This is a genomic window from Azospirillum brasilense, assembly GCF_001315015.1.
GTDB lineage: Bacteria > Pseudomonadota > Alphaproteobacteria > Azospirillales > Azospirillaceae > Azospirillum > Azospirillum brasilense.
Genome location: NZ_CP012915.1, coordinates 864,601 through 888,599, shown reverse-complemented (window position 1 = coordinate 888,599; position 23,999 = coordinate 864,601). Strand labels below are relative to the sequence as shown.

At 67.7% G+C, this 23,999-nt stretch carries 18 protein-coding genes; 9 read left to right on the top strand and 9 right to left on the bottom strand.

Annotated elements, in window-relative coordinates; translation table 11 throughout:
• Positions 1 to 74 precede the first annotated feature (74 nt).
• Together AMK58_RS17780 and AMK58_RS17775 are read right to left on the bottom strand one after the other, a co-directional pair.
• Positions 75 to 2,162: a di-heme-cytochrome C peroxidase gene (locus AMK58_RS17780; RefSeq protein WP_059399244.1), complete on the bottom strand. Its 2,088-nt coding sequence runs from the start codon at positions 2,160 to 2,162 to the stop codon at positions 75 to 77.
• A gap of 218 nt (positions 2,163 to 2,380) precedes the next feature.
• The gene (locus AMK58_RS17775) at positions 2,381 to 5,719 is read right to left on the bottom strand and encodes a transglutaminase family protein (RefSeq protein ID WP_035679244.1); all 3,339 of its coding nucleotides are present in this window, start codon (positions 5,717 to 5,719) and stop codon (positions 2,381 to 2,383) included.
• Positions 5,720 to 5,976: 257 nt separating this feature from the next.
• Here AMK58_RS17775 and AMK58_RS17770 point away from each other — a divergent pair, with 257 nt between their 5' ends.
• Together AMK58_RS17770 and AMK58_RS17765 are read left to right on the top strand one after the other, a co-directional pair.
• The gene (locus tag AMK58_RS17770; RefSeq protein WP_035679245.1) at positions 5,977 to 6,903 is read left to right on the top strand and encodes a hypothetical protein; all 927 of its coding nucleotides are present in this window, start codon (positions 5,977 to 5,979) and stop codon (positions 6,901 to 6,903) included.
• 12 nt (positions 6,904 to 6,915) lie between these two features.
• Positions 6,916 to 7,725, top strand: a complete 810-nt coding sequence (locus AMK58_RS17765; protein ID WP_035679246.1) for a lysozyme inhibitor LprI family protein — start codon at positions 6,916 to 6,918, stop codon at positions 7,723 to 7,725.
• Between the two features lie 44 nt (positions 7,726 to 7,769).
• Here AMK58_RS17765 and AMK58_RS17760 read toward each other — a convergent pair whose 3' ends face one another.
• Positions 7,770 to 8,708 carry an aldose 1-epimerase gene (locus tag AMK58_RS17760; protein WP_079284962.1) on the bottom strand — a complete coding sequence of 313 codons (939 nt, stop codon included), beginning with the start codon at positions 8,706 to 8,708 and terminating at the stop codon, positions 7,770 to 7,772.
• Between the two features lie 281 nt (positions 8,709 to 8,989).
• Between AMK58_RS17760 and AMK58_RS17755 the strand changes: the two genes are divergently transcribed.
• Positions 8,990 to 11,641, top strand: coding sequence for a serine/threonine-protein kinase (locus tag AMK58_RS17755; RefSeq protein WP_035679247.1), 2,652 nt, complete (start codon positions 8,990 to 8,992; stop codon positions 11,639 to 11,641).
• Between the two features lie 101 nt (positions 11,642 to 11,742).
• On the opposite strand, the gene AMK58_RS17750 is transcribed toward AMK58_RS17755, so the two are convergent.
• Positions 11,743 to 12,270 (bottom strand): peptidylprolyl isomerase, encoded by a 528-nt coding sequence (locus AMK58_RS17750; RefSeq protein WP_051140648.1) that lies wholly within the window; start codon positions 12,268 to 12,270, stop codon positions 11,743 to 11,745.
• 260 nt (positions 12,271 to 12,530) lie between these two features.
• Between AMK58_RS17750 and AMK58_RS17745 the strand changes: the two genes are divergently transcribed.
• The 4 genes from AMK58_RS17745 to AMK58_RS17730 are packed head-to-tail and all read left to right on the top strand — an operon-like array spanning position 12,531 to position 16,582.
• Positions 12,531 to 13,973: an intermembrane phospholipid transport YdbH family protein gene (locus AMK58_RS17745; RefSeq protein ID WP_079284961.1), complete on the top strand. Its 1,443-nt coding sequence runs from the start codon at positions 12,531 to 12,533 to the stop codon at positions 13,971 to 13,973.
• Positions 13,970 to 14,224 carry a YnbE family lipoprotein gene (locus tag AMK58_RS17740; protein WP_051140644.1) on the top strand — a complete coding sequence of 85 codons (255 nt, stop codon included), beginning with the start codon at positions 13,970 to 13,972 and terminating at the stop codon, positions 14,222 to 14,224. Before AMK58_RS17745 ends, AMK58_RS17740 begins: the two co-directional genes overlap by 4 nt.
• Complete coding sequence (locus tag AMK58_RS17735) at positions 14,221 to 14,556, top strand: YdbL family probable chaperone protein (RefSeq protein ID WP_051140645.1); 336 nt, start codon at positions 14,221 to 14,223, stop codon at positions 14,554 to 14,556. The genes AMK58_RS17740 and AMK58_RS17735 overlap by 4 nt, the downstream gene beginning before the upstream one ends.
• 13 nt (positions 14,557 to 14,569) lie before the next feature.
• Entirely contained in the window at positions 14,570 to 16,582 is a 2,013-nt protein-coding gene (locus AMK58_RS17730; RefSeq protein WP_059399243.1) for an O-linked N-acetylglucosamine transferase, SPINDLY family protein, read from the top strand.
• Here the strand turns inward: AMK58_RS17730 and AMK58_RS17725 are convergent.
• The 4 genes from AMK58_RS17725 to AMK58_RS17710 all read right to left on the bottom strand — a co-directional run bounded on the left by AMK58_RS17725 (position 16,579) and on the right by AMK58_RS17710 (position 21,802).
• The gene (locus AMK58_RS17725) at positions 16,579 to 17,304 is read right to left on the bottom strand and encodes a hypothetical protein (protein ID WP_035679274.1); all 726 of its coding nucleotides are present in this window, start codon (positions 17,302 to 17,304) and stop codon (positions 16,579 to 16,581) included. The two genes, AMK58_RS17730 and AMK58_RS17725, sit on opposite strands and share 4 nt — an antisense overlap.
• A gap of 96 nt (positions 17,305 to 17,400) precedes the next feature.
• Entirely contained in the window at positions 17,401 to 19,809 is a 2,409-nt protein-coding gene (locus AMK58_RS17720; protein WP_035679275.1) for an LPS-assembly protein LptD, read from the bottom strand.
• Positions 19,810 to 19,991: 182 nt separating this feature from the next.
• Positions 19,992 to 20,234: an Lrp/AsnC ligand binding domain-containing protein gene (locus AMK58_RS17715; protein ID WP_014198771.1), complete on the bottom strand. Its 243-nt coding sequence runs from the start codon at positions 20,232 to 20,234 to the stop codon at positions 19,992 to 19,994.
• A gap of 5 nt (positions 20,235 to 20,239) precedes the next feature.
• The gene (locus tag AMK58_RS17710) at positions 20,240 to 21,802 is read right to left on the bottom strand and encodes a DEAD/DEAH box helicase (protein ID WP_035679278.1); all 1,563 of its coding nucleotides are present in this window, start codon (positions 21,800 to 21,802) and stop codon (positions 20,240 to 20,242) included.
• Positions 21,803 to 22,079: 277 nt separating this feature from the next.
• Between AMK58_RS17710 and AMK58_RS17705 the strand changes: the two genes are divergently transcribed.
• Together AMK58_RS17705 and AMK58_RS17700 are read left to right on the top strand one after the other, a co-directional pair.
• Positions 22,080 to 22,622 (top strand): hydrolase, encoded by a 543-nt coding sequence (locus tag AMK58_RS17705; protein ID WP_035679279.1) that lies wholly within the window; start codon positions 22,080 to 22,082, stop codon positions 22,620 to 22,622.
• 36 nt (positions 22,623 to 22,658) lie between these two features.
• Positions 22,659 to 23,363, top strand: a complete 705-nt coding sequence (locus tag AMK58_RS17700) for an alpha/beta fold hydrolase (protein ID WP_035679280.1) — start codon at positions 22,659 to 22,661, stop codon at positions 23,361 to 23,363.
• Between the two features lie 18 nt (positions 23,364 to 23,381).
• Here AMK58_RS17700 and AMK58_RS17695 read toward each other — a convergent pair whose 3' ends face one another.
• Positions 23,382 to 23,939: a hypothetical protein gene (locus tag AMK58_RS17695; RefSeq protein WP_035679282.1), complete on the bottom strand. Its 558-nt coding sequence runs from the start codon at positions 23,937 to 23,939 to the stop codon at positions 23,382 to 23,384.
• Positions 23,940 to 23,999: the final 60 nt, after the last annotated feature.

Below are 23,999 nucleotides of genomic sequence, written 5' to 3'. Positions count from 1 at the left end.
ACGCTTCCGTTTGCCAACTATCCGCCCCTTCGGGACACCCTCTCCCCGTGGGGAGAGGGCTGTGAACGGCCGCCTCACAGGGTCTTCAGATACTCAAGCAACTGCCAGCGCTGTTCGTCGGTCAGCGACGCGCCAAATTCGTGACCGGTGTTGTGATTGCCGGGCTTGGCGGTGTCGAAGGTGAAGGTGTTGTCGTTTGCGCTCTGGTCCACGCCGACCTTGTGCGGTTCGAAGGAGTGCGTCCCCAGGCGGAACGTCGCCGAACGCTGCGAGGCCGGGAGCAGCATCTCGTACAGGTTCGGGACCGAACCGTTGTGCATGTACGGTGCCGTCGCCCACACGCCGTCCAGCGGACGGGCCTTATAGGCCAGGATGCTCTGGATCAGTTCGGCCAGAGCCTTGGTCGCCTTGGCCTCGGCGTCCTTGACAGCCTGCGTCGGCTCGGTCGTGAGGTTCGTCGCGGCAGCGGTGGAGGCCAGCTCGCTCGACGGGGACGTCCGCTCCTTCAGTCTGCGCAGCAGGGCCTGGGCGGCCTCGTCAACAGGCTTGCCCTTGACCGGCCTGGTGAAGACGCGGGTGTCCTTGACCAGCACGGATGGCTGCGGGAGGGAGGCTGAGGCGGCTCCGGTCTCCGTTTTCCACACCGGGGGATCATCCCACGGGGTCGGGGTCCGCACGTCCTTGGCGCCCGTCCAACTGGTGTCCAGCAGCAGCGAGGCGACCGTCCGGTCGTGGATGATCGTGCCGATCAGCGAGCCGGTCACGGCGTTGGCCAGCACGTTGACCGCCAGATCGTCCTTCTTCAGCGCCGTGCCGATGATCGGCGGCATGACCACGCCCTCGATCGGGCCGGTCTTCAGGAAGCGGCAGGCGGCGTCCACCGCCATGGTTGGATCGGATTCATAGGCAACGGAGATATAGCCCGCCTTGACGGCGGCGGGGATTCCCTTCGCCGGGTCGCAGATGGTCTTGGTGAAGACATCGACCACCGTCTCCGGCCGCTTGTCTGCCCAGTTGAACAGCGGGATCATCTGGATCGGCGTGTCGGTGAAGGTCATGTCACGCGGCAGGACCTTGTGGCAGCTCTCGCAATTGTCCTTGTAGATCGACTCACCGGCCGAGGCCTTGACAATGTCCACCTTGCCGGCGATCGAATCCGGCCACACGGGCGACCGCAGCTCGCGCACCAGCTCCTCCATCCAGATCAGGTTTTTCGCCCGGACGGTGGAGTTGTAATAGTACTGATCCTTGCTGGGCGGGGCCTTCAGCGCGGCCTTGCCGAACACGCCCAGAACCTCTCCGGCGTTGCGGGCAAGCGCGGTCAGGCGATCGCCGTTCGGCACCGCCCCGTTCCATTGGGCCTTCGGTTGCTTGGAGGCGTCCCACAGGTAGGGGAAGCTGACCGGCGCGTTGGGGTGGACGCTGTTGGACGGGATCTTCAGGTCGATGGCGCCGACCCGGTTGAAGATCATCTGGAACGCGTCGGTGCGCATCGGACCCCACGGCGACGCCGGGGTGCTGTCGGCGACGAAGGTCGCGAACTCCTTGTGGAAGGTGGCCAACTTCCCGTGCAGGTCCACGCGTTGCGCGTCGGTGGCGTAGGGACCGAGGACGCGGTGGGAGAACACGTCGAAGGCGGCCGTGTTGCCCAGCGTGTATTTCACCGCGTCCGAGATGCCGCTGATCAGGCCATACAGGTCACCGGTGGTGGCAGAGCCGTCGATGCGCATGGTCTTGTCGCCGACGCGCCAGTCGCCGGTGTGGCAGGCCGCGCAGGTCAGGCCCATCCAGGCGGCGCCGTCCTTCGGGTCGGTGTCCTTGATGAAGCCGACTGGCAGCACGCCGTCGCTCCAGCCGCTCTTGCTCGCCGCCAGATAGCCGTAGCGCGTCAGATCCTGATGGAAATAGCTTTGCTCCAGCGGTGTGGTCAGCGACGAGTCCGGCAGGGCCATGAACCACTCGTAGGGCATGATCTGCGAGCCCTGGGTGGTGCTGTAGTACCACTGGCGCTCAGCGTCGGTCCAGTTCTGGTCCAGGTACCAGTAGTCGCCGATCTTCTGCGGCAGGCTGACGGGAACGGGCCGCGGCGGCTCCGGCGGCTTCTCGGCACAAGCGCCGAGCAGCACGGACCCCGCCACGACGGTAAGCAGGCTGGCTTTCATCCCTTTCGCTCCTGAAGGATATCGGCGGCAGGCCGACGGACATCGGTCAGAAGCTAATCCGGATAACAACCATAAGGATAATTAAACCGGAGGAACTCTCCTTAAAGCTGGTTTCGTTGTGGTCATAGACGCCTTTAGACGTGTATTGCCAGGAATTATGCCTACGGATGGATGAGGTTGAGGTCAACTCACGCAACGCGCGCGCACGAATCGGCCTCTCACCCCCGACGCAGATCCAGTGTCATGGGGAATTGCGGGTTGCGTTCCTCCGTCGGGGCGTCCATCGGGCCCGGGGTGTGGCCGAAGGGGAAGAAGCGGGCGAGGCGCCGCCCCTCCGCCTCGTTGGCGTTGACCGGGAAAGTGTCGTAGTTGCGCCCGCCCGGATGCATGACGTGATAGGTGCATCCGCCGATGGAGCGGCCCGCCCACAGGTCGAGGATGTCGAAGACCAGCGGCGTGTGCACCGGGATCGTCGGGTGCAGACAGGAGGGCGGCTGCCACGCCCGGTACCGCACGCCGGCGACGAACTCGCCCTCCGTCCCGGTTGGGATCAGCGGCACGCGGCGGCCGTTGCAGGTGATGGCGTAGCGCGCGTCGGTCAGGCCGGCGACCCGCACCTGCACCCGCTCGACCGAGCTGTCCACGTAGCGCACGGTGCCGCCGCCGCCCGGCTCCTCGCCCAGCACGTTCCATGGTTCCAGCGCCATGCGCAGCTCCAGCGAGATGCCGCGCTGGTTGACGTGGCCGTAGATCGGGAAGCGGAAGTTCATGTGCGGGTCGAACCAGCGCTCCTCGATGGGATAGCCGTGATCGCGCAGGTCGGCGATGACGTCCGCCAGATCCTGCTGCACGAAATAGGGCAGCATGAAGCGGTCGTGCAGCTCCGTCCCCCAGCGCACCAGCTTGCCCTTGTAGGGGGCCTTCCAGAAGCGCGCGACCAGGGCGCGCAGCAGAAGCTGCTGGGTCAGGCTCATCTCCGCGTGGGGCGGCATCTCGAAGGCGCGGAACTCGACCAGCCCGAGGCGCCCGGTGGAGCTGTCCGGGGAATAGAGCTTGTCGATGCAGAACTCGGCCCGGTGGGTGTTGCCCTGCACGTCGGTCAGCAGGTTGCGCAGAACGCGGTCGACCATCCAGGGCGGGCAATCGCCCGTCGCGGCGGCCTTGTCGATCTGGTTGAAGGCGATCTCCAGCTCGTAGAGCGCGTCGTCGCGGGCCTCGTCCACGCGTGGCGCCTGGCTGGTCGGGCCGATGAACAGGCCGGAGAAGGCATAGGACAGCGACGGGTGGTTCTGCCAGAAGGCGATCAGGCTGCGCAGCATGTCGGGCCGCCGCAGGAAGGGGCTGTCCGCCGCGGTGGCGCCGCCCATCACAACATGGTTGCCGCCGCCGGTGCCGCAGTGGCGCCCGTCGATCATGAACTTCTCGGCGCCCAGCCGGGACTGGCGGGCGTCCTCGTAAAGCTCCAGCGTGTTGCGGACCAGCTCGTCCCAATTGTGGGAGGGATGGATGTTCACCTCGATCACGCCGGGGTCGGGGGTGACGGCCAGCGAGTTCAGGCGCGGGTCCTTCGGCGGCTGGTAGCCTTCGATCACCACCGGCATGTCCAGTTCGAGCGCCGTCGCCTCGATCTCCGCCAGCATCGCCAGATAATCCTCCAGCGTGTTCATCGGCGGCATGAACAGGTGGATGCGCCCGTTGCGCGCCTCGCAGGTCAGGGCGGTGCGGACCACCCACCAAGCGGACTTGCCGTGCTCCGGCATCTCGCTGCGCACTTCGGCCATGGCGCGCTGGACGCGCTCGTTCCGCCCGTCCTGGCGTCCGGCCTCCTCGCGAAGCGCGTGCTGGCGCAGCGGCACCCGGTTCGGCGGCAGCGGCGCCCGCTCCTCGAACGGGTCGGTCTCCCAGGAATAGGGATAGTCCTGCGGCGCCACCCAGGGCAGCGAACCGAGCGGCAGGCGGTAGCCGACCGGGCTGTCGCCCGGCATCAGCAGCAGCCGTTCCTGGCGCAGCGGCCACGCGCTGGACAGCCACACCGGCCCCTGCTGGGTCATCTTGCGGTTGATCGGCAGGGCGAAGCCCACCGGCTCGTTCAGGCCGCGGGTGAAGACGTGGGCGAGGCGCGCCCGCTCCTCCTTGTCCTCCAGCTTGCTGTCCAGCGGATCGACGTTGACCGGCAGCAGCGATTCGCGGCGCAGGTAGTGCCAGGGGTCCTCGTAGGCGGCCAGCACCAGCGCCGGATCCAGCCCCAGCTTCTTCGCCAAGCTGACCAGGAAGGCACCGGCGTCCTCCGCCGTATGGCCGTAATCGGTGTCCTCGCGGGCCAGCAGGTCGCTGTTCGCCCACAGCGCCTCGCCGTCGCGGCGCCAGTAGACGGTCATCGCCCAGCGCGGCAGCGATTCGCCGGGATACCATTTGCCCTGGCCGAAATGCAGCAGCCCGCCCGGCGCGAAGCGGTTGGCCAGCCGGTGCACGAGGTCGGCGGCCATCTTGCGCTTGTTGGGGCCGAGCGCCGTGGTGTTCCACTCCGCCCCGTCCATGTCGTCGATCGACACGAAGGTCGGCTCGCCGCCCATGGTCAGGCGGACGTCGCCGGCGGTCAGTTCCTCGTCGATGCGGTGGCCCAGCGCCTCGATTTCCGTCCATTGCCGGGGGGTGTAGGGCTTTGTGACGCGCGGCGCCTCATAGATGCGGGTGACCGACATCTCGTGCCCGAACTCCACCTCGCACTCGTCGATGAGGCCGGAGATCGGCGCGGCGGAGGAGGCATCCGGCGTGCAGGCCAGCGGGATGTGCCCCTCGCCGGCCAGCAGGCCGGAGGTGGGGTCGAGGCCGACCCAGCCGGCGCCGGGCAGGAAGACTTCGGTCCAGGCGTGCAGGTCGGTGAAGTCTTCTTCGGGACCGGACGGGCCGTCGAGCGCCTTCTGGTCGGCGGTGAGCTGGATCAGGTAGCCGGAGACGAACCGCGCGGCCAGACCGAGGTTGCGCAGGATCTGCACCAGAAGCCACGCCGAATCGCGGCAGGAGCCGGTGCGCTTGCCCAGCGTCTCCTCGCAGGTCTGGATGCCGGGCTCCAGGCGGATGACGTAGCCGATGTCCGTCTGGAGCCGCTGATTGATGTCCACCAGGAAGTTGATGGATGCCGCCGGCTCACGCGAAATGCCGGTCATGTAGTCGGCCAGCAGCGGCCCTGGCTCCTCCACCTCCAGATAAGGGCGCAGCTCGCGCTCCAGCCAAGGCTCGTAGGCGAAGGGGATGGTCTGGGCCTTCTCCTCCAGGAAGAAATCGAAGGGGTTGATGGCCGCGATCTCCGCGACGAGATCGACCTCGATGATGAACTCGCGGGTCTTTTCCGGAAAGACGAAGCGGGCCTGGTAGTTGGACTGCGGGTCCTGCTGCCAGTTCAGGAAATGATGCTTGGGGGTGACGCGCAGCGAATAGCTGAGGATCGGGGTGCGGCAGTGGGGAGCCGGGCGGAGCCGGATGATCTGTGGCCCCAGATTGACCAAACGGTCGTAACGGTAAACGGTCTTGTGGTTGAGAGCGACGTGGATCGCCATGAAGTTCCACCCGTTGTCTGCGCTGGCCGGTCCCCTGCGGCTCTCCGCCGCACGGAGCGGGCATAGTACCATCGAAGAGTTCGCGCAGACCAGAGCGCCTTCGCAATCGCGGCACGAACTGGTTGCACAAAAAACAAGCAGATGCATATTGGACCGGTTGCGCCTTTCATCGCCGCCCGGACCGCTTTATAAAAGCCTATCTCTGTCCGCCGGCCTTCCGTCGGACGGGAACGACGCAGGCAGAGTGTGCATCGGGAATGGCGACGCTGGCGGGCCTGTCCACGGGTGGCGGTGCTTCGGCGGGCGATGGAGCGCCCGGCGGCGCCACGCGCGGCGTCGTCACCGGAAAATACTTCAACTTCAACCCGCTGCCGCCGCCGCCCGACGTGCTCGGCAACCCGCTGGTTGTCAGCAATCTGCCGACGCACAAGGCGCCCAAGGAAACGTGGCGCAGCCGGTGGCAGCGCCGTTTCGCGCGCTTCCACATCGGCAAGCAATCCGCGCAGGTGAAGCGGCGCTGGAAGATCCAGGACACAATTTCCTCGGTGGTCGCCTCGGTATCTCCGTCGGTGACCGTGCTGGGGGAGCGGGGAGGGCCGGAAAAGCGCAAGGCGTCCAGCGTTCCGATCATCGTGGTGCGGCACCCCTATCACCTGCGCCATGTCTTCGAGCTGATCCTGCAGACCTCGGATGACCTCGTCGCGGAGCGGCGGTTCCTCGAACTGCTGATGGGGCGCGTTCTGCGCAAGTATGGCGAGCAACTCACGCAAATCCGCGGCTCCGCCTTCTCGTTCGAGAACGAGGCGCGAGAGTATTTTTTCGCAGGATTCAAGCTGGAGCGGCAGATCAAGAAATACACGAGCCCTGAAGAACGCTTTGCCGCTCTGCAGTCGATCTACGTCAATTATTTTCATGGGCGAAACTATTATCTTTACGCCCTACTGCGCCGGGAGAAAATGGCGCCTGACAACAAGCTGTTCATGCTGAATTCCCGTGCCGTCTATTTCATGGCGCGGATCGGTTGGAACGGGGACCTGCTGGACAAGCCCAATCCGCGCTCCCTGCCCAGCCGCGAGGACATCTTTTTCCTCGTTCAGCGTGACAAGACGGTCCTGACGCGCTATCGCAGCGACCAGGATTTCCAGCGGCAGGTGAAAGCCGTCCTGGAAGCGTTTCCGGCGTAAGGGATGTGTGCGATGCGGGCAGCGATTCTTCTGGCGGGCATGCTGATGGCCGGCACGGTCATGGCGGCGGACACCAGCGGAGAGGCTGCCAAGCCTGCGGACTGCGCCGGGGAGACTCCGGTCGCGCTCCTGCTGTGCCGTGACGCGTCTCTGGCGGGGGCCGCCGACAAGCTCGATTCGGCGTTGCGTGCGCTGGCCGACGAGGCCGGGAAGGCTGGCGAGGAAGCCGTCGCCGCCGGCCAGCGCGCCTGGCTCCAACGGCGGGACGCCGCCTGTCCGGTCGCGGAGGTCGATCTCGCCGACCCGAAGAAGAACAAGGACCGCGCCGCCTGTCTGACACGTCAGATGGTCGACCGCACCAAGGCGCTCGAATCGGAACTGGCCGCCCGCCGTGCCCCGCTGGTGGATGAGCCTCTGACTGTCACCACGTCCGCCCCGCAACGCCCGGTTCAGCCCAGCGGTCAAGGCCAGGCCAAGCCGACCCCGGCGAAGCGCACGGTGGACCTGCCGGCCCTGACTGGTCGCTGGGCCAAGGCCGATCCGGCCACCCGGACGCCGATCGACGATTGCCGGACCTCCTACCTGGAGATCACCAACGACGGCGCCTTCAGCCTGCACGACCCGCGCATCGCAGCTTTTCCGCTGGAAGGTCCGCTGGCGCCCGGCGAGGGCGATCTGACGGAAGGTTTGTCCTTCGGCGGGGAAGAGGGGCTGCCAGAAGGCGTGCTGCGCCTGGACGCCGCCGAGGCGCCGCGGCTGGACCGTCTGTTCCTGACGCTGGACCCGCCGGCGTTCGGCGCCACCTTCGTCCGCTGCCGCTGACGCCGCGGACCGGCTCTCAACGGGCAGCGTTAACGGGCAAGCGTTTAACGCGTGAGTGTTTTCAGGCGCAAGCGCATGGTGCCGCTCAGTTCCTCGCCCGGTTCGAGACGGCGCAGACCGGTGTCCGGTTGCTCCGGGTGATTGACCGCGTCGGTCATGTGGGACACCGGCTCGACGCAGAGATAATCCTCGCCGGGTGGGGCATAGACGATGAGATGGCCGAACGGTCCTTCGGTCTCGATCGACAATCGACGGTTGATCGTCGGCCAATCCAGCGCCGCCGCCCCGTCCCAGCCGGTGAAGCCGTTGTCGAGAACGGTCCGGTCCATGACGATCCCGTCCGTGAAGGCCCAGCGGGGCGGCACCGCGGCGCGCTCCACCGGAAGGATGGTCGGTCCGTTCAGCCAGACGCCGTCGACCCGGGCGGTCAGGCGGGTGCCCGGCGGCTTCGGGAAATAGGGGTGCAGCCCGATCCCGGCGGGCATCGGCGTGTCGTCCTCGTTGACGAGGGAGAGGGTCAGGATGGCCCCATCCTCCTCCAGCACCACGGTCTGCATTGCGCGGTAGCGCCAGGGCCAGGCGTCGGCAGGGTGCCGGAAAACCATGCGCACGGCCGATTCGGCAGCCTCCTCGACCGTCCAGGCGGCGCGCCAGCCATGGCCGTGGATGACATGCGGGTTGCCGTCTCCGTCGAGCGGAAGCCGCACCTGTCGCCCGTCGAAGCTGAATTGCCCCCCACCGATCCGGTTGGAAAAGGGCACAAGCGGGAAGCAGCCCATGTCGTTGGCCGAGCCGTGGCGCAACGCCCAGTCGGAGGCCGGGCGCAGGAGGTCGATCGTTCCGTCCGCGCCGTGCCAGGCGAGGCGGGCAACGACGCCGCCGCGTTGTGGGCACAGCGTGCATTCCAGGGAGCCGTTCGCCGCGCTGCGATGCAGCGTGAGGGTTTGGGCGTCGATTCCCTGGTCCAACTCGACCTGTTCCATCCGGATCTCCTGCCGGCGGTGGTTGGGCGCCGGTATCGGTTCGGGTATCGCACAGCCCGCAGGGGAAGGGAAGGGCGGGACTGCGCGCAAAAGTGTGCCATGGCCCACGCCCTATGGCCCCTTGCAACACCTTTGCGCAAACATCCTCCGCCGTCGTGCAACCGCACCGTTCGGTCATTTCGGCCGGCGTATACCGGCTGTTTACCGGACCGCGCGGATTATGGCCGACTGTCCACGCCATCCGCCGCCACGCCGATCCCGCCCATAGGCTGCCCGTGTCAATGCCCGCTTCAAGGACGCCCGCCTCCGCAGGGGCACCCGGCCCCGCCGGCACGCTCGACGAGGCGGTGCTGTGCCAGACGCTCGCCGATCACCATGGCGGGCCGGCGCGGACCGTTATCGGCATCGTCCTGCGTCCGCATCTCGACAGCCTCGTGCTGACCCCGACGGAGTTGATCCACAGCAGCCGGCATCTGAAGGCGCTTCAGGCCAAGGCCACGCTGATGGAGGCCGCCCTTGGCCGGGTCGCCACGGTGCAGGCCCGCCTTCCCGGCCAGGATGCCAAGGCCCGTCGCCGTGCGCTGGACAACGCGCTTTCCGAAACCGTGGCGAAGGCCCGTGCCGCCCAACTCGCCTTCACCGGGTTGGGGCGGGGGCGCGCCCTTATCGATTCCATCCTGCGGAGCGCGCCGGGAAAATCGCCCACCGGCGATGCGGGATTCGATCTGCGTGCGGCGGTCTGCCTGGAGCTTGAGGAATGCCGGACCTGGGCGTTGAAGCTTGACGCTCTGATCCAGCTGTTTCCGGCGGAACGGCAGGATGCCCTGTCCGCCGTGCTGGACGAGGTGATCGGCGACGTGCTGGCCTCGCCCGCCGCGACGCAGGAACTGTTCGGAAGCACGTCGGCCGGCGGCTCGCCGCTGGTGGGGTTGTGCGACCTTCTGTTCGGGCGCGTGCCGATGGAGGTGTTTGGGCCGAACCGGTTGGGCGTTCTCAACGGCCTGTTCCGCCAGGGGCGCTTGCCCGCCGCCCGCGACATGGTGCTGGAGCGCATCCGGCGCCAGCTTCGCGCGCCGCAGACGCTCGGGCGTGGCACGGCGGAACAGGAAGCCGACCTGCTCCGCGCGCTGATGGGGCATTTGCTGACCCCGGCAGGGCTGACCGGCGGGGCGGCCATGGCCGACGCGTTGACCGTCCGCTACTCCCGCCGATTGGAACAGGGTGGGGCGAGCGCCTACCGGCGTTCCATCGTGGGGCTCAGCGAAATGCAGCCGGACCTGATCTGCCGAATCCATTATCTGGCCGCTGTCTCCACGGTGCCCGCTGCGGAGCGGCACATGGGCGAGATCGTGGACGCGCTGGACGCCGCGCTGAAGAACGAGCTGCTGGTGGAGAACATGGTGCTCCAGACGCCCGACACGGCGCTGGTGCGGCAGGCCCTGTCCGGTGCAGTGGAGGCCATTCGCGGTTCGGCGCTGGCGGAGCACGATCGGGAACGGATCGCCGCCCGCGCGGATTCGGTGGTCGATGACTTCGCCCGGCGGGGCCGGCTTGTTCAGCGGCTGCGCCAGATCGAACCGCTGCCGCGCCGCCGCATCATTCGCCTTGCGGAACTCGCCTGTTCCGGTCTGATTGGAGACGACGGGGCGCTTTCGGTCCTTCGCCAGCACATTCTGGAGACGGCCCGCCAGCCGCAGTTCCAGGCCGAGCTGGCCGGCGCCCAGAGCGACGACATCGCGCAGGCGGAGGTCCGCCGCCTGTACGAGCTGCTCGATCGTCTGAACCAGATGCAACTGCCGCCGGCCAAGCCGTCGCCCCTGCGTGACCGGATGGCGGCGCGGTCGGCCTTCGAGCCTTGCGGGGCGACGGGGCTTCCCACCGTCGTGGCTCCGCCGGTCCGCAGCATCGCCCTTCCGGTGAGCGCCGCCGCCGTGATGATGGAGGCGCCGTTGGTCGGCGCCGCCGCGTCGGGCCTTTGCCCGGCCTGCTTCGTGCCGAAGGCCCCGCGCGAAGTGTGCCGGGATTGCGGCTACCCGGTCCGTGTGCAGAACCGCAACGGGGTCCATCTGCTTCCGGGAACGCGGCTTCTGGGACGCTATCTGGTGGGCCGCGTCCTGGGGCAGGGGGGCTTCGGCGCCACCTATCTGGGCTGGGACGAACGGCTTCAGATCAAGGTCGCGGTGAAGGAATTCTACCCCGCCAATCTGGTGTCCCGCGTCGCCGGATCGCCGGGGATCGCCCCCTTCTCGGACGAGCACGCGGCGAGCTTCTCCACCGGGCTGGCGAAGTTCCTGGAGGAGGCGCGGATGCTCGCCCGCCTGCGGGAGGTCAAGGAGATCGTCAGCGTCCAGGACTTCTTCGAGGAGAACGAGACCGCCTATCTCGTCATGGAGCTTCTCGACGGGCGGACCCTGAAGCGGCATGTCTCCGAGAATGGTGGACGGATCGCGGCGCGCCCGACGCTGTCCCTGCTGTCGCCGATCATCAAGGCGCTGCACGCCGTGCACGAGCAAGGACTGATCCACCGTGACATCAGCCCGGACAATATTTTCCTGACCAGCGCTGGCGACCGCAAGCTGCTGGATTTCGGCGCTGCGCGCCACGCCGCGGGCAAGAGCGCCGATTTGACGGTGATCCTGAAGCCAGGCTACGCGCCGCCCGAACAGTACGCGCCGGACGGAAAGCAGGGGCCTTGGACGGACGTCTACGCGCTGTGCGCCACCGTCTACTATGCGCTGACCGGAAAGACACCGCCCGACGCCACCAGCCGCTTCATGAACGACCGGGTGCCCCGTCTGGCCGAAGGCGGCGCCACGGTGCCGCCCGGGTTCGAGAAGGTGTTGCTGAGCGGCCTCTCGATGCGCTGGCAGGACCGGCCCCGCAGCATGCGGGATCTCCTGGTGGCGCTGACCGGGGCGATCAACGGGCCGTGACGACCCGCAGGAATGGGGCGGGAAACGGGGCGGTGCGCGGTTTCACCGCCCCAATCACCTGAACAGGACCGCCGCGATCGGCGATCCTTTCCCCGCCGCCGTTACTTGGCGTCGGCGGCAACCTGCATCTTGACGATCTTGTCCGGGTCGCTGACCTGACCGTTGCGGGACTGGCTGCCCTTCTTGATCTTGTCGACGAACTCCATGCCTTCGACGACCTTGCCCCAGACGGTGTACTGCTTGTCCAGGAACGAGGCCGGGGCGAAGCAGATGAAGAACTGGCTGTCGGCGCTGTCCGGGTCCGGCGTGCGGGCCATCGACAGCGTACCGCGGACGTGCGGCTCGTTGCTGAACTCAGCCTTCAGCTTCTTGCCGGAGCCGCCGGTGCCGGTGCCGGTCGGATCGCCGGTCTGGGCCATGAAGCCGTCGATCACGCGGTGGAAGACGACGCCGTTGTAGAAGCCCTGACGGGTCAGCTCCTTGATGCGGGCGACGTGGTTCGGTGCCAGGTCGGGGCGCAGTTCGATGACCACGCGGCCGTCCTTGAGGTCGAGGTAGAGGGTGTTTTCCGGATCCAAGGCCTTGGCCTCCCCCTGAGCGAAGATGAATGTGGCGAACAGTGCCGCCATGAGAATGCGCGTCCACCGCAACATGCGAAACACTCCGATGTGCCGATTCCGCGGACGCGACCATAGGGGAAACCGGCGCCGATGCAAAGACGCCCTGCGGGGCTGCCTTCATCGGCGCCTTTTCCATCCGTTTCCGCCGCCGGCTCATCATTGTCCCAACGCTGCACGGTCGCGCCCCGGCCGCGATGAACGATAGACTGCCTTTCGGGTGTTCATACCCGAAAGAGACCGATGGCAATCTGGACGGCGAGGGGTGGGGCGTGCGGCAGCAAAGCGTGCGGCGGTTGAGACGATGGCTGGTGCTGGTGAAGCTGGTGCTGATCGGTGGCGCGGTCGCCCTCGCCGTCCAGCACCGGACCGATCTGGCCGGCACCGCCGCCACGCAGGCGCTGCGCCGCGCCGGCTTCCCGGACGCCGCCGTGACGGTGACCGACCTGTCGGTGGAGCAGACCAGCGCCGTGGTCCGCCTGGACCGGCAAGGCACGGTCGGCGGAACGCTCACCATCCGTCATCCGACGGACGCCCTTCTGGAGGGGCGAATCGAACGCCTGGATCTTGCGGACGTCCGCCTGAGGCTGGACGTGGCCAAGGACGGCGTCCTGCGCATCGCCGGCTATCCATTGACCGGCTCCGCCGGTGCGGGAGGCAACGGCGGCGCGGCGGGCGGCGGAAACGTCGTGCTTCCCATCGACACCATCCAGCTCGGCGACTCCGCGGTGACGTTGGCGACACCGCGGGGCACGGCCGGCGGGACGCTGCGCCTGACCATGACACGCGACGGCGCCACCCACCGCGGGCAGGCGACGCTGACCGCCCCGGCCAAAGGGTTGCCGGTCCTCACCCATTGGACGGGCGCCGGCACGATCGCCGAGACGGTGGGCACCCTGACCGCCAAGGCCCGGCTCACCTGGGACGGCGCGGCGCTGAAGGCCCAGGGGGACCTGCTGCTCGCTGACCTCGCCGGGCAATTCGGGCCGGTCGCCGCCAGCGGGATCAACGGGGTTCTGTCCTTTCCCAGCCTGCTTCCCCCGGTGATCGCGCCCGGTCAGACGCTGGCGGTGAAGCTGCTCGACGTCGGGTTGCCGTTGACCGATGGCACCCTCCGCTTCGGTTATGGGGCGAAGGGCCGGCTGAGCGTGGAGCGCGCCGAATGGCATTGGGCCGGCGGTGTGCTGCGGGCGGACCCGTTCGCCATCGACCCGGCGGCGCCGCGGGGGACGGTCACGCTGCGGGCGGAGCGAGTCCATCTCGGCCCTATGCTGGCGATGGTCGCGGTGGACGGGCTGGAGGCGAGCGGAACGGTCAGCGGGCGCCTGCCGGTGCGCATCGGAGCGGACTCCGTCCATCTGGACGGTGGGCTGCTGGAGGCCGACGGTCCCGGCACGCTGCGCTACGATCCCGAGAATCCACCCGGCTTCCTGAAGGGGGAGGAGGGAAGCCCGACCGCCCTGCTGATGGGTGCGCTGACCGATTTCCGCTATGACACGCTGAGCGCCACCGTGGATGGGCAGGCTGGCGGAGAACTGGCGGTCGGCATCGCCATCCGTGGGTCCAATCCGGCATTCTACGATGGCTATCCGGTCGCGCTTAACCTTAAGGTGAGCGGCGCGCTCGACCGGATCCTGCGGCAGAGCCTGGACACTTACCGCATTCCCGAGACGGTGCGTGATCGCATGACGGAGTTCCAACGAAAGAATCCATGAGACACACGGTTCGAAGCCGGCGCGTCCTGACCGCCGCACTGATCGCCGGGTTGGGGGCCGGAATGGGCGCCTGCACCCCGACCGTCAAGGTCGAGGCGCCCGACAAGCCCATCGAGATCAACCTGAACATCCGGATCGAACAGGAAGTCCGGGTGAAGGTCGAACGCGACCTGGAAAAGGCCATCGCGGACGATCCGGCCCTGTTCGGACTGCCTTCGGACAGCGGCGCGAAGGGAGGGAAAAAGCCATGATGCGCATGTTTGCCGCCGCCGGGCTGGTCCTGGCGCTTGCCCTGTCGGTTCCCACGATGGCGCCGGCCCAGGATGCTCTGGGCGCCGCCAAGGCCGCCGGGCAGATCGGTGAACGGCCGGACGGGCTGGTCGGGGCGGTCCCTGGAGCGCCGGCCGCCGCCGCCCAACTCGCCGAGCAGGTCAACGCCCAGCGTCTTGCCCGCTATCGCGAGATCGCGGGAAGCAACGGCACCTCGGTGGATCAGGTCCAAGCCCTGGCCGGGAAGCAGCTGATCGAGCGGACCCCCGCAGGCCAGTATGTGCTGTCGGGCGGGCGCTGGGTCCGCAAGTAGGTCACCCGCGGGCATGACCGCCGACTTCCGCGCCCGGATCAGGGAATGCCGGGCGGTTCTGGCCGCCAAGCCCGGCGATTCCGCGGCTCTGGCCGGGCTGTTCGGCGCGCTCGACGCGCTGGGCGAGTCCGGCACGCCGGAGGAGGCGGTGGCCCGCTCCGCCTACGGCGAGGCGCTGCGGCGGCAGGGGCGGGCGGTGGAGGCCGAGGCGCACCACCGCGCCGCCCTGTCCTGGCTCCCGGATTTCGGCGGCAACCATTTCAACTTTGGCCTGACGCTTCAGGCGTTGGGCCGCACCGCGGAGGCGGCGGACGCCTATGGCGAGGCCGCGCGGCTGATGCCGCGCTTCGCCGCAGCCCCCTGCAACCAGGGTGTCCTGCTCCGCGCGTTGGGCCACCGCGAGGCGGCGGAGACGGCGTTGCGCCGGGCCGTGTCGCTCGACCCCACGCTGGTTCCCGGATGGCTCAATCTCGGCACGGCGGTGCAGGAACGCGGTCAGCCGGAGGCCGCCGCCCATTGCTACCGCAACGCCTTGGCGCTTCGCCCCGATCTGGCCGAGGCCCATGCGAATCTCGGTTTGGTGGTGAAGGAGGCCGGGCGCCTCGCGGACAGCCTGCCGTCTTTCGAACGCGCCCTGGCGCTCGGCTTGCCGGACGTGGGCGGCGTGCTCGCGCAGCTCGTTCAGCAGATGCGTCATCTCTGCCGCTGGGACGGGCTGGCGGAGCGCTCCGCGCAACTGGCCGCTCTGGTGGGTGGCGGCAGGACGCGGCAGGTCCACCCCTGGATATTCCTTGGCGAAGGCGCCGGACCGACGATGGAGTTGGCCTGCGCCCGCGGCTATGCGGAGTGGCGGGCGCGGAGCATTGCAGCCATGCCGACCCAGCTCGATGCCGGACCGCGCGGTCGCCTGCGCGTCGGCTACCTATCCGCGGACTATCACGAGCACGCCACCGCCGCCCTCATCGCTGAACTGATCGAGCGTCATGATCGGGATCGGGTGGAGGTCATCGGCTACAGCTATGGCCCGGACGACGGCGGTCCGATGCGGCGCCGGCTGACCGCCGCCTTCGACCGCTTTGTGGACCTCACCGCCTGTTCCCACGCCGACGCGGCGGCGCGCATCCGGGCGGACGGCGTCGACATCCTGGTGGACCTCAAGGGCTACACCCAGCACGCCCGGCCGGAGATCGCCGCCCATCGGCCCGCCCCCGTGCAGGCGCAGTGGCTGGGCTATCCGGGAACGATGGGCGCCGGATTCATCGATTACGTGATCGGCGACCCTTTGGTCACGCCGTTCGACCATCAGCCCTTCTATGCGGAGCGGATCGTTCAGCTTCCGGTCTGTTACCAGCCCAACGACCGAAGCCGGCCGATCGGTCCGGCCCCGTCCCGCGCGGCGTGCGGCCTGCCGGAGCGGGGCACGGTTTTCTGCTGCTTCAATGCCGCGTACAAGATCACGCCGGTCCTGTTCAAGCTGTGGTGCCGCCTGCTGCGGGACGTACCGGACAGCGTGCTGTGGCTGCTCGACAGCCATCCGGAGGCGAGCGAGAATCTGCGGCGGGAAGCGGCGCGCCGTGGCGTGGCCGAGGGCCGGCTCATCTTCGCGCCCCGGCGCCCTCCGGCGGAGCATCTGGCGCGCTATCGTCTGGCCGATCTGTTCCTGGACACCACGCCGGTTGGCGCCCACACCACGGCCAGCGATGCGCTGTGGGCGGGTCTGCCGGTGCTGACGGTGACAGGGGAAGGGTTCGCGTCCCGCGTCGGGACGAGCCTGCTGCGCGCCGCCGGCCTGCCCGAACTGGCCGCCCGTTCGCTCGCCGATTACGAGGCCTCCGCTTTGCGGTTGTCTCGCGATCCGGACGGCCTCGCCCGGTTGAAGGCGCGCCTCGCCGCGGAGCGGGCCCGCGCGCCGTTGTTCGACACCGACCGCTTCGCCCGCGCCCTGGAGCGCGCCTACGCGACGATGTGGGACATCCGTGCGGCTGGCAAGCCGCCGCGTCCGTTCATCATCCCGGACGAGAGTTAAGGGAAGGGACAGCGGTCGGCGGTCACGTCCACGAAGGAGCGGGCGCCGGGCGCGAAGGTGAAGCGGTACTCGGTGTTGTCGATCACCACCGTCTGGTGGAGCGGCAGAACGCCCTTGGCGACCGTCTCCTTGCCGCCCATGCCGGCGATCTTGATGGTCACCGGCTGCGCCGGGTCGAACCAGCTCTCGGCGTTGCCCTGCGCGTTGCGCGACGACTGGCCCTCACCGCTGACGGTCACCGCGCCGTTGTTGAAGCTGGTGCTGCGGTTTCCCGACTTCAGGAGGGGGGTGGCCAGCGCGAAGCGCTTGGTTTCCGCCGGCTGGCAGTTGCGAACCGCCTGAACTTGGGCGATCACGAAGGCGAGGCGGTTGGGGTCCATGCCGCCTTTCAACCGCTCCGACACCAAGCCCGTCAACCGTGCAAGATCGCCCGAGGGCACCTCGCGCTGGAGCCTGGCTTCCAGTTCCACCGCGCGGGCCTCGGCCGTGCGGGCGGCGTGCTGCATCTGGCTGGCCAGCAGTTCCAACTCCGCCTTCTGCCGCGACAGGGTGGATATCTCTTCCCGCAACGTGACGTCGCGGCCCTTCAACTGCTCGATGCCCATCTGGTAGGCGAACAGACCGACACCGAGGAGAACGGCGGCGAACAGACCGAACTTCGCGAACCCCGCCCAGAAGCGGCGGCGATAGCGGCGTTCGTAGTCGTAGCGTCCCAAGGCCATGTGCAGAAAACCCGAGCGGAAGAAGAGGGTGCTATGGCTACCCAGATCGGCCGTCCGATGCAACCCCTTGACCTTGGCAGGAAAAGCCCTTTCAGGTCAGTTGCTGGCTCCGGACGGGCCGAGGAATCCGGCGCTGATGCCCGGCGTGCGGAACTCGCCCACATTCTTGAACACGAAGCGGAAGAAGATGGTGTTTCCTTCCTGCTCGCCGTTCTGGATGGTGGTGTAGTCGCGCTGGGCGATGGTCTCGAAAATCAGGCATTCATCCTGATAGCGGAGCACACCCGCGCTGGAGCGCGGACCCGCATCGGGGCGGAACGCCTGGGAATGGGACAGGCTGAGCGACCAGTGTTGCGAGAATTGCGAGGCCAGGGTGAGGCTTGCCTGTTCGACCTCGTTCCGTTCCACGACGTAGGGATTCTCCGTCTGGTCGACGTAGGTGTAGGTGCTGTAGAGCCGCAACAGCGGCACGCCAGCCGCTGCGTTGACCGAATGGCGGCGCGGTTTCAGCGTGTCGTGGTCGATGCGGAAGCCGTAGTTCAGGTCGAGCCAGTCCGCCGGGCGCAGATCGAGGCGGCCGACGTAATCCGAGGATTTCTTGTCGAGGCCCGACCCGCCACGGAAGTTCTCCGTATCGTCGGCGCGGAAGCTCTGGCCGACGAACAGGCTTGCCGAACCGGTCTTGTAGCCCTGGAACGTCGTGCGCAGTCCGTAGGTGGCGCGAAGGCCGCCGTCCAGCCGGTCGATGCCGGTGAAGCGGTTGGGCATCAGCAGATTGACCTCGTCGAACTCGACGTCGAGGCTATCCTCGTTCGGGAAGGCAGGATCGTTGTCCACCTTCGGCGATACGCTGACCTGTCCGATGGGCTCGATGGTCTGGAAATTGTTCTCGCCATAGCGGACGAAGGGGTAGCGGACCGTGGTCGTGGCCTGCGGGAAGAAGCGCAGGCGCTGGACGCTGTCGTTGCCGGTCCCGCCGGCCGGATCGTTCGGATCGAACCGCTGGGCGGTGTAGCCGGCCAGCAGGACGCTGCCCTCGACCGTGGTGACGAAACCCAGATTGGAATAGATGTCGCGCTGCCAACCGGGCTGCACGGCCATACGCTGTGTGTCGGGGCCGCCACTGCCCGGCCGTGCGATCGCCAGAAGGCTGCTGTCCAGAGACCAGCGCCCGCCCATCAGGCTGCCCGGCTCGCCCAGCGCATTGTAGCGCGCCTCGGGAAGCACGTAGGGTTCCTGCACCGGATTGCCCCAGCGCAGATCCTGGAAGCCGTAGGCGTTGACCGCCGCGTAGTTGCGGCCGTTGAAGCCTTCGACGAAGGCCCGGCTGGTCAGCACCTCGTCACGGATGTTGAAGTAGCGGCGCAGATACAGCTCGTCGCTGGCTCGCTTCAAATTGAAGCCCCAGCGCCATGTCTCGTCGATATCGAACAGACCGGTGGCGAAGGCATGACCGCGCCAGCGCCTATCGTCGGCACCCCTCAGCGTGCCATTGGGAATTTCGCCCTGCGTTCCCGACACGTCGAGCTGCAGCCGTCCGTTCTCGAAGCGCTTGCGGTACTGGCCGCCCAGGAACACACCCTGGTTGGAATAGCCGCCGACGTCGAAGGTCGCGTCCTGATCCGGCGCAATGTCCCAGTAGTAGTGGGAGATCACACCGAAACCGAGATTCGAGTTGTTCCGGAAGCTGGGCGTCAGGAAGCCGGAGCGCCGGTCCACCGTGGGATCGGGATGGGAAAGATAGGGCGTGTAGAAGAACGGAACGCCAAACATCTCCATGAAGGCGTCGCGGTAGCGGACCTCGTGATCCTCGTTGTCCTGCACCACGCGGGCGGCGCGGATCTGCCAGACCGGCGCGCGGGTCGGATCGGTCTGGCAAAGCTCGCAGGGACTGTAGACGGCGCGGTTCAGGCGGATCAGGCGTCCGCCGCGCCGCTCGCCCTCGGTGCCGGCCATGCGGCTGTTGTCGGTCATCAGCACGCGGACGTTCTCGACGAACGCGTCGCGCATGTCGTCGGTCAGTTCCGCGTAGTTGGAGAACAGGATGTCGCCCGACGGCTCGACCAGACGGACGTTGCCGGAGGCGATGACCACCTTGGTCTGCTGGTTGTACGTGATCGTGTCGGCATGGACGGTCCGCGCACCTTGCGACAGTTCCACGTTGCCGGACGCCGTCACGAGGCTGTTCGCCTCGTCGAAGGTGACCGTGTCCGCTCCCAGAAGGACCGGTGGGTCCTGCGGCTTCCCTTGGGCCGGTCCCGGCGATGGAGCGACGACTTCGAGCCGTCCGCCCTGGTCCGGTCCGGCGGGCGGCGCGGCGTTCGCCTGCGGCGTCGGAGGGGGAGGCTGCTGCGCGTCGGCCAGATCGGCCAGGACGATGCCGCAGGCGGCCATCAGGGCGACGATGCCGGACCGCAGGACCAGCGACCGGCGGTCCAACGGGCGGTGCATCTTCGGGCTGGTGGCGCGGGCGCGCCGGGCATGTCGGGACGGGAGCTGGGACATGCGGAACGTTTGAGGTAACCAACCGGCCAAGTCAACGGTTTCGCGGCGCGTCTCGTGAATTGTCCAACGCCTGTTGCCGTAAGGCGGAGTCATGAAAAAGGGGATCGGCCGCGACTGACGGACGTCCCCTTTTTGTGCTTGGTCTGCGCCTCTTCGAGACGCTTTCCACACCCGTCGAACGCCTAGGCGAAGGCCTTGTAGGCAATGAGGGTGAAGGTGTCGCGCACCCCGGTCAGGGTCTGGATGTTTTCGGTCACGAATCGGCCGATGTCCAGATCCTGGGGCAGGTAGCACTTCATCAGCAGATCGTACTGACCGGAGATGGAGTGCACCTCCGATACCTGCTCGATGTCCTGAACGGCCTGATCGGCCACCTGATAGGCTTTGCCCAGTTCGCATTTGACCATGACGAAGATGGTCTGCATGGCGCTCAGCCCTCCTGCGAGGATTGCTCGGTGGACTCGATCGGGGCCGGGCGCCGCGCGGAGCGGAGCATGAAGGCCGGCATGTGGTCGCCGAAGCCGATCACGGGTGTGTCGTCCTCGTCCTCATCGCGGCGGCGGCGGCGGTCGCGGTCACGATCCCGGCGGGGCTCCTGGCGGCGGCTTTCGGTGGCGGCCAGCGATTCGCGCGGCTGGCGTTCCTCACGGGGCTGCCGGTCCTCGCGCACCGGGCGCTCGTCGCGGCTCGGCCGATCCTCACGCGGTTGACGATCGTCGCGGGCCTGACGCTCCTCACGGGGCGCCCGTTCCTCGCGGTCAGGACGTTCCGCGCGCTCGGCGCGCGGCGCGCGGTCACCGCGCTCCTTGTCCTTGCCACGCCCCCGGCTGCGGCCACGGCGCGCCTCGTCCTCACTGAGGAACTCGGCCGACTCGAGGCCGTCAATGGCGATCAACGGAATCTCCCGCTTGATGAGACGGCCGATGGCCGAAACCTGCTTGCCGTCCAATGGGCTGGCCAGCGTGAAGGCGCGGCCCATGCGGCCAGCCCGGCCGGTGCGTCCGATACGGTGGACATAGTCTTCCGCGCTGACCGGCACATCGAAATTGAAGACGTGGCTAAGTCCCTGCACATCCAGGCCGCGCGCCGCCACGTCGGAACAGACGAGCAGCGTGATCTCCCCCTTCTTGAAGGCTTCCAGCGTCTCCGTCCGCTTTGACTGCACCATGTCTCCGTGCAGCGCGCCGGCGTTGAAGCCATGGCTCTCCAGCGACTTCTGCAGGATGGCGACGTCGCGCTTGCGGTTGCAGAAGATGAAGGCGTTCTTGACGTCCTCGGTGCGCAGCAGGTGGCGCAGCGCCTTGCGCTTGTCCTCCTCGTGCACCAGGACCATGGCCTGGGTCACCGTCTCCGACGGCGAGGCCGGCGGGGCGACGGTCACTTCCTTCGGGTTCGACAGGAAGGCGTCAGCGAGACGGCGGATCTCCGGCGGCATGGTGGCGGAGAAGAACAGCGTCTGGCGCAGCTTGGGCAGCTTGCTGACGATCCGCTCGATGTCCGGGATGAAGCCCATATCGAGCATCCGGTCCGCTTCGTCGATGACGAAGACCTTGATGTCGTTGAGCATGATGTTGCCGCGCTCGAACAGGTCGATCAGACGGCCCGGCGTCGCGATCAGCACGTCCACCCCGCGGTCCAGCCGCTTCACCTGCTCGGTGAAGGTTTCGCCGCCGATCAGGAGCGCCATGCTGAGCTTGTGGTGCTTGCCGTAGGTCTCGAAGCTTTCGGCGACCTGCGCCGCCAGCTCTCGAGTCGGCTCCAGGATGAGCGAACGGGGCATGCGCGCCCGTGCCCGGCCCGACGCCAGAATGCTGATCATCGGCAAGGTGAAGCTGGCCGTCTTCCCGGTGCCGGTTTGCGCGCAGCCGAGCACGTCGCGGCCTTGCAGGACCCAGGGAATGGCCTGTTCCTGAATTGGCGTCGGCTGGGTGTAACCCTTGTCCTCGATTGCCCGCAGGACGTCAGGTCCAAGCCCAAGTTCCGAAAAGAGCATCCAACCTGTTTCTGTCTGGAGTGCGAAAATCGTGCCGGTACGGCCCGACGAGTAGATGGTGCGGCAGAATATGAAGTCAAAGGGCGCTGTCAATAGACCTTGTGATGGAATCGCGCATTGCGCGGCTCCGGATGGGCCGCTTGGCGTTCCGCATCCGCTCGGCTAGGCTGCGAAAAGGACGCGGAAACCGCGGAAATCCGGGGTTCGTGGCGCTGGAAGGGTCGGTTTCGGCCTTGTCCTCCGCTTGAACCGGACCAAGAAAAAAGGCAGCCCTCAGATGCTTCTGTCCTCCGAACGTTCCGTCCTGGTGGTGGTCGATATCCAGGAAAAACTGATGCCGGCCATCGCCGAGTCCGCGCGGGTGGAGCGCAACGCCGCCACGTTGCTGAAGGGCGCAGCCCTGCTCGGCGTGCCGGCTTTCGCTACCGAACAGTATCCCAAGGGGCTTGGCCCGACCGCCGCCTCCCTGCGCGCCCTGCTGCCGCCGGACGGGGTGGTTGAGAAGATCAGCTTCTCCGCCGCGCGGGAGCCGGCCTTTCTGGAGCGACTGGAGCGGATTGGCCGCCGGCAGATCGTGCTGGCCGGGTCGGAGGCCCATGTCTGCGTGATGCAGACCGCACTGTCGCTGGTCGGGCTGGGGTTCGAGGTGGTGCTGGTGGCCGACGCCGTGTCGTCGCGCGTTCCCGCCAACGCGGAGTTGGGCATCGCCCGCATGCGTGCCGCCGGGGCAACCATTGTCAGCACCGAAATGGTCTTGTTCGAATGGATGGAACGGTCGGACATTCCGGCCTTCAAAGCGGTGCTGGATTTGATTCGCTGAACGGAACGAAACAGCCAGAGGAAGAGAGGACGAGCGATGAGCGACCGGATTCCCCTGATTCTGCTGCCCGGCATGCCGCTGGACGCCGCGCTGTGGGAGCACCAGACCGGCCATCTGGCCGATGTGGCCGAGCCGATCGTCGGCGACCTGACCGGTCACGACTCGGTGGCTACCCTCGCTGCCGCGGTGCTGACGCAGGCGCCCGAGCGATTCGCGCTCGCCGGCCTGTCGATGGGAGGTTACGTCGCCTTCGAGATTCTGCGGCAGGCGCCGGAGCGGGTGGCCAAGCTCGCCCTGCTCGACACGAGCGCCCGCCCCGACACGCCCGAGCAGACCGCCACGCGCCAGGATGCCGTGCGCCTGGTGGGGCAGGGGCGGCTGCGGCAGGTGGTGGCCGCCGGCATGCCACGCCTGGTTCATCCCGACCGAAGCGCGGATCCCGCTCTGGTCGACTCGGTTCAGGCCCAAGCCCAGCGGGTCGGGGCGGACGGCTATATCCGCGAGCAGACCGCGATCATGAACCGCCCTGACAGCCGGCCCGGGCTGGGGGCCATCGCCTGCCCGACGCTGGTGCTGTGCGGGCGGCAGGACGCCATCACGCCTTTGGCGCTGCATGAGGAGATGGCCGAGGGCATCCCCCATGCTCGCCTCGCGCTGATCGAGGATTGCGGCCATCTGTCGGCCATGGAGCAGCCCCAGGCGGTTACCGCTCTGCTGCGGCAGTGGCTGCTTTACGCCTGACCGCCGTCCTCGCCCGCCTCAGCAGTCAGGACCCCCGCCGCAGCCGTCCAGGTCGGCGCGGCGGGCCGGAAAAAGGGCAAAGGTCATGTCGCTGATGAGTGATCGGAAATCGGGGTCGTTGGGTCCCTGCGGACGGTCGAGCCAGCCGGTGGCCGAGGACAGCGTTCCGCCGCCGCGGCAGAAGGCGCCCTGAACCACGATGGGGCCGCCGGGTGGGCTGGTGCGCAGGGGCTGGCCGCTGCACAGGTACGAGTTCAGGGTGGTCTCGGCGGGGTTGAAGGCTAGAACAACCCGGTAGTCGGGCCGCGCCGTCTGGTTCGGCGTCGTCGTGAAGTTGGTGCGCACGCCGGAAATGCGGTTCTGCATGTTGGCGGTCACCAGCGGCCCGAAGGTCTGCGGGTCCATGCCGAAGGGATTGCCGTGGATCACCACGCGCAGATCGCGGTTGGAGGCGGCGTAGGACACCTCGCTCAGCGTGTAGGCGGGGACGGGCAGGTCGGCCACCACGCGTTCGTTGGTGCAGGCCGCCGCCATCGCACAAAGGGCGAGAACGCTGGCACGGGGCAGGAAGGTCATGGCTCGCCTGGCTGCAGAGTGGACGTCGGGCGACCAATCATGGGACGCTGCCGACGCACC

Coding starts and splice junctions, on each gene's coding strand:
- AMK58_RS17780 (WP_059399244.1), bottom strand. CDS start 2,162: ATGAAAGCCAGCCTGCTTACCGTCGTGGCGGGGTCCGTGCTGCTCGGC.
- AMK58_RS17775 (WP_035679244.1), bottom strand. CDS start 5,719: ATGGCGATCCACGTCGCTCTCAACCACAAGACCGTTTACCGTTACGAC.
- AMK58_RS17770 (WP_035679245.1), top strand. CDS start 5,977: ATGGCGACGCTGGCGGGCCTGTCCACGGGTGGCGGTGCTTCGGCGGGC.
- AMK58_RS17765 (WP_035679246.1), top strand. CDS start 6,916: ATGCGGGCAGCGATTCTTCTGGCGGGCATGCTGATGGCCGGCACGGTC.
- AMK58_RS17760 (WP_079284962.1), bottom strand. CDS start 8,708: ATGGAACAGGTCGAGTTGGACCAGGGAATCGACGCCCAAACCCTCACG.
- AMK58_RS17755 (WP_035679247.1), top strand. CDS start 8,990: ATGCCCGCTTCAAGGACGCCCGCCTCCGCAGGGGCACCCGGCCCCGCC.
- AMK58_RS17750 (WP_051140648.1), bottom strand. CDS start 12,270: ATGGCGGCACTGTTCGCCACATTCATCTTCGCTCAGGGGGAGGCCAAG.
- AMK58_RS17740 (WP_051140644.1), top strand. CDS start 13,970: ATGAGACACACGGTTCGAAGCCGGCGCGTCCTGACCGCCGCACTGATC.
- AMK58_RS17735 (WP_051140645.1), top strand. CDS start 14,221: ATGATGCGCATGTTTGCCGCCGCCGGGCTGGTCCTGGCGCTTGCCCTG.
- AMK58_RS17730 (WP_059399243.1), top strand. CDS start 14,570: ATGACCGCCGACTTCCGCGCCCGGATCAGGGAATGCCGGGCGGTTCTG.
- AMK58_RS17725 (WP_035679274.1), bottom strand. CDS start 17,304: ATGGCCTTGGGACGCTACGACTACGAACGCCGCTATCGCCGCCGCTTC.
- AMK58_RS17720 (WP_035679275.1), bottom strand. CDS start 19,809: ATGTCCCAGCTCCCGTCCCGACATGCCCGGCGCGCCCGCGCCACCAGC.
- AMK58_RS17715 (WP_014198771.1), bottom strand. CDS start 20,234: ATGCAGACCATCTTCGTCATGGTCAAATGCGAACTGGGCAAAGCCTAT.
- AMK58_RS17710 (WP_035679278.1), bottom strand. CDS start 21,802: ATGCTCTTTTCGGAACTTGGGCTTGGACCTGACGTCCTGCGGGCAATC.
- AMK58_RS17705 (WP_035679279.1), top strand. CDS start 22,080: ATGCTTCTGTCCTCCGAACGTTCCGTCCTGGTGGTGGTCGATATCCAG.
- AMK58_RS17700 (WP_035679280.1), top strand. CDS start 22,659: ATGAGCGACCGGATTCCCCTGATTCTGCTGCCCGGCATGCCGCTGGAC.
- AMK58_RS17695 (WP_035679282.1), bottom strand. CDS start 23,939: ATGACCTTCCTGCCCCGTGCCAGCGTTCTCGCCCTTTGTGCGATGGCG.